The organism is Methylorubrum zatmanii (genome assembly GCF_014845115.1).
Taxonomy (GTDB): Bacteria; Pseudomonadota; Alphaproteobacteria; order Rhizobiales; family Beijerinckiaceae; genus Methylobacterium; species Methylobacterium zatmanii.
The window spans coordinates 1-4,873 of sequence record NZ_NKUI01000260.1 but is presented as its reverse complement, the minus strand read 5'-3'; the positions used below and the strand labels follow the sequence as shown (position 1 = coordinate 4,873).

The window sequence follows — 4,873 nt, the reverse complement described above, 5'->3', positions numbered from 1 at the left end:
CAGTGAGTGTTTTGTTACAACACAAAGACGGCTTTCTCGTTTTCTGCCTGGCGCGTGGGCTCGGATATGTGTAAAAGAGACAGGGCCAGAAGAGCTTCGTGCGCGAGGCCCTGGCGAGCGCGGGCGTCCGCCTCGAAACCGCGCTGAAGAGCGAGGCGCCTCCCGGCGCGAAGAGTGCCGCGCAATGGCGCCGCGAGGCCGAGGCCGCTGCGGGGAACGATCAGGCGCAGCCCGACGCCGCCCTGAACGCCTACGCCGCCGCCGTCGCGGCCGATCCGAACGATATCCGCAACTGGCTCGATTACGCCGAGGCCGCCAGCGCGGCGGGCAACGACCAGGACCGCTCCGATTACGCCGCCCGCTTCACCCTGAAGGGCCGCGCCACGGCCGCCGCGTATCAGGGTTACCTGCGCGCGAGGAACCCGGCGGACGAGGCGCGGGCGCTGGCCCGGCTCGGCGCGATCCAGGCGGCTCAATCCGAGTGGCGGCCCGCCCTCGAGGCTTACCGGGCGAGCCTCGCCATCCGGGACGATGCCCAGACCCGCACCGCCTACGAGACGCTGCGCGAGGAGCACGGCTTCCGCATCCTCGACTACAAGGTCGATTCGGATGCCGCCGCGCCCCGGGTCTGCTTCACCTTCTCCGAGGGACTCGTCGCGAAGACGGACTACACCCCCTACATCGCGGTCTCGGGCGCGGCCAACGCCGCCGTGACGGCGGAAGGCAGCCAAGTCTGCGTCGACGGGCTCAAGCATTCCGAGCGCTACGCCTTCGTGGTGCGGCAGGGCCTGCCCTCGGCGGTCGGCGAAACCCTGCTGAAATCGGCCGATTACGAGGTCTATGTCCGCGACCGCTCACCCCAGGTGCGCTTCACCGGGCGCAACTACGTCCTGCCCCGCACCGGGCAGGCGGGCGTGCCGCTGGTCTCGGTCAACGCGGCCAAGCTCGATGTCGAGGTCTTGCGCATCGGCGATCGCGGCCTGCTGCCGGCGCTGCGCTCGGAAGAATTCCTGAGCCAGCTCAGCGGATCGACGGCGAAGACCATCGCCGACCAGAAGGGCCAGCGGGTCTGGAAGGGCAGCCTCGATACGGCGAAGGCCGAAACCAACCGCGAGGCGGTGACCGCCTTCCCCGTGCTCCAGGCGGTCGGCAAGCTGGAGCCGGGCCTCTACCTGATGCTGGCCAAGCCCAGCGGCACCACCGACGCGTCCGAGGACGAGTATGGCGGCTACGAGGCGCAGGCGACGCAATGGTTCGTCGTCTCCGATCTCGGCCTCACCGCCTTCAAGGGCCGCGACGGGGTCCATGTCTTCGCGCGCTCGCTGGCCAGCGCCAAGACCGTGCCGGGGGCCGAGATCCGGCTGATCGCCCGCAACAACGATGTGCTGGCGAGCGCCAAGACCGACGGGCAGGGGCACGCCGCCTTTCCCGCCGGCCTCGCCCGCGGCGAAGGCGGCCTCGCGCCGGGCCTCGTGGTGGCGCAACTCGGCGACGATTACGGCTTCCTCGATCTGGCGCTCGGCGCCTTCGATCTGTCCGACCGCGGGGTGAAGGGTCGCCCGGCCGCCAGCGGCGCCGAGGCCTACATCTTCCCCGAACGGGGGGTCTATCGCTCCGGGGAGACGGTGCAGCTCACCGCGCTGCTCCGCGACCCGCAGGGGATGGCGGTGAACGGCCTGCCGCTGACCCTGGTGGTGAAGCGGCCCGACGGCGTCGAGTATCGCCGGGTGGCGGTCGCCGACGAGGGGCTCGGCGGGCGCGCCCTGTCCCTGCCGCTGATGCCGGGCGCCATGCACGGCACGTGGCGGGTCTCCGCCTATACCGACCCGAAGGCGCCGCCGGTGGGCGAGGCGAGCTGGCTCGTCGAGGATTATGTGCCCGAGCGCCTGGAGGTGAGCCTCACCCCGAAGACGCCGACGCTGAGCCGCGGCGAGCCCGCCACCATCGAGGTCGCCGCGCGCTACCTCTACGGCGCGCCGGGCTCCGGGCTCGACATCTCGGGCTCGGTCGCGGTGCAGGCGGCCGCCCAGCCCGGCATCAAGGGTCTGGATGGGTTCTCCATCGGCCTCGACGACGAGGCGGTGGAGGCGACGACCGCCGAGATCGACGCCAAGGCGACGACGGATGCAAGCGGGCATGCGAGCCTCACCGTGCCGGTGCAGGAGGTGGCCGCCCCCCGTGCCCTGGAGGCGAAGATCACCCTCGCCGTCGGCGAGCCGGGCGGCCGGGCGCTGAGCCGCAGCGTCACCCTGCCGATCCTGCCGGCCCAGCCGGTGCTGGCCATCCGCAAGAATTTCTCCGCCGACCTCGCCGAGAACGCGACCGCGACCTTCGACGTGGTGATGGCCGCCCCCGACGGGCGGCGCCTGCCGCAGGATGGGGTGACCTGGACGCTCTCGAAGGTCGAGCGGACCTATCAGTGGTATCGCGAGAACGGGCGCTGGAGCTTCGAGCCGGTGAAGGCGAGCCGCCGCGTCGCCGATGGGCAGGTGGCGACCACCGCCGAGGCACCCGCGCGCATCGCCGTGCCGGTGGGCTTCGGCCAGTATCGCCTGGAGGCGTCGGTGCCGGGCCGGCCGCAGGCGGCGGCGAGCGTGTCCTTCACCGTGGGCTGGGGCGGGGGTGAGACCGCCGACGTGCCCGACCTCCTCGACCTCACCCTCGACAAGGGCGCCTATGCCGCCGGCGAGCGGCTGCGAGCCCGGCTCCAGCCGAAATTCTCCGGCACGGCGACCCTGGCCATCGTCAGCGACCGGGTGCACGAGGTCCGCGACGTGACCGTCGCGGAAGGCGGCACTACCGTCGACATCCCGGTGAAGGCGGAATGGGGCGCGGGCGCCTACCTGGTCGCCACGGCCTACCGGCCGCTCGACCAAGCCGCCAAGCGCATGCCCGGCCGTTCGCTCGGGCTGGCTTGGTTCTCGGTCGACAAGGAGAAGCGCGGCCTCTCCGTGGCCCTCGACGCGCCCGAGAAGGTCCGGCCCCGCGGCACCCTCACCGTTCCGGTGAAGATCGCGGGCCTCGCCTCAGGGGAAGAAGCGCGGGTGACGCTGGCGGCGGTCGATGTCGGCATCCTCAACCTGACCCGCTACGAGGCCCCCAACCCCTTCGCCTATTTCTTCGGCCAGAAGGCGCTCGGGCCGGAGGTCCGCGACCTCTACGGCTATCTGATCGACGGGATGCAGGGCACGCTCGGCGCGATCCGCTCCGGCGGTGACGGGGGCGCCGCGGAACTCGCCGACGCGCCGCCGACCCAGGCGCCTCTGGCGCTCTATTCCGGTGTCGTCACCGTGGGGCCGGACGGCAGCGCGAACATCCCGCTGGAATTGCCGGCCTTCAACGGCACCGCCCGCCTGATGGCGACCGCCTGGACCAAATCCCGCGTGGGCCAAGCGCAGGCCGACGTGATCGTACGCGATCCGGTGGTGCTGACCGGCACCCTGCCGCGCTTCCTCAATGTCGGCGACCGTTCGCGCTTCTTCGTCGCCCTCGACAATGTCGAAGGCGGAGCCGGTGACTACACCGTCGATCTCGACCTCTCGGGACCGGTGGTGGTGTCGGGCGAGGCGGTGCATTCCACCATGCGGCTCGAGGCCGGCGCCAAGGGGCAGCTCGTGATCCCGATCACCGCCGCCGGCCCAGGCCTCGCCCGGCTCGATGTGAACCTCACCGGACCCGGCATCCAGGGCAGCGCCGGCCAGAGCTTTTCCCTCGCGATCAATCCCGGCACCGGGGCCCTCGTGCGGCGCAGCCTGCGCCCGCTCGACCCCGGCGCCGGACTCGACCTGACGCCGGATCTGCTCGCCGACATCCTGCCCGGCACCGGCGCGGTCTCCGTGGCGGCGAACCGGCTCGGGGGAATCGACGTGGCGGCCCTGCTTCAGTCGCTCGACCGCTACCCCTACGGCTGCTCCGAGCAGATCGTCAGCCGGGCCCTTCCGCTCCTCTACGTCAACGCGCTCGCGGCCAACGAGAAGCTCGGCCTCGACGGCAAGCTGGACGAGCGGGTGCGCGCCAGCATCGAGCGCGTGCTGTCGCGTCAGGATTCGAGCGGTGCCTTCGGCCTGTGGTCGACGGAGAATGCCGGCGACACCTGGCTCAACGCCTACGTGACCGACTTCCTCAGCCGGGCCCGCGAGCGCGGCTTCGCCGTGCCGCAGACCGCGTTCAACACTGCCCTCGACCGCCTGCGCAACACGGTCGCCAACACCACCAATGTCGAGAACGGGGGCATGGATCTCGCCTATGCCGCCTATGTGCTGGCCCGGAACGGCCGGCCGGTGATGGGCGACCTGCGCTACCTCGCCGACACCAAGCTCACCGAGTTCGCGACACCGCTCGGCCGCGGGCAGCTCGCCGCCGCGCTGGCCCTGCTGGGGGATCGCGGCCGGGCGCAGAAGGCGTTCGACGCGGCGGTGCAATCGCTCCAGGCCGAGCGCGACAAGGGCGCTTACCGCGCCGATTACGGCTCGCGCCTGCGCGACGGCGCCGCCCTGCTGGCCCTGTCCGCCGAGACCGGGTTCTCCCGCGAGACGCTGCAGCCCGTCGCCGCCGTGCTCGGCCAGGAGCGTGCGGACGGCCGCAGCACGAGCACCCAGGAGAACGCCTGGATGGTGCTGGCGGCGCAAAGCCTGTCACAGGAAGTGGGCGGCCTCGCGCTGTCCGTCGATGGGAAATCCGAGACGGGCCCCCTCTCGCGGCTCTACCGGGCCCCCGCCCTGGAGGCGCGGCCGGTGCGGATCGTCAACCAGGGCCGCGACCCGGTGCAGGTCACGGTCGGGGTCACGGGCAACCCGATCGCTCCGGAGCCCGCCGCCGCGCAGGGCTATACGGTCGAGCGCAATGTCTATCGCCTCGACGGCAGCCCGGTCGA

The 4,873-nt window shown here is 71.7% G+C and carries 1 pseudogene; it reads left to right on the top strand.

Features of this window, described 5'->3' with window-relative positions:
* Positions 1-89: 89 nt before the first annotated feature.
* Positions 90-4,873: pseudogene (locus MZTS_RS22920) on the top strand (alpha-2-macroglobulin family protein); the annotation flags it as partial.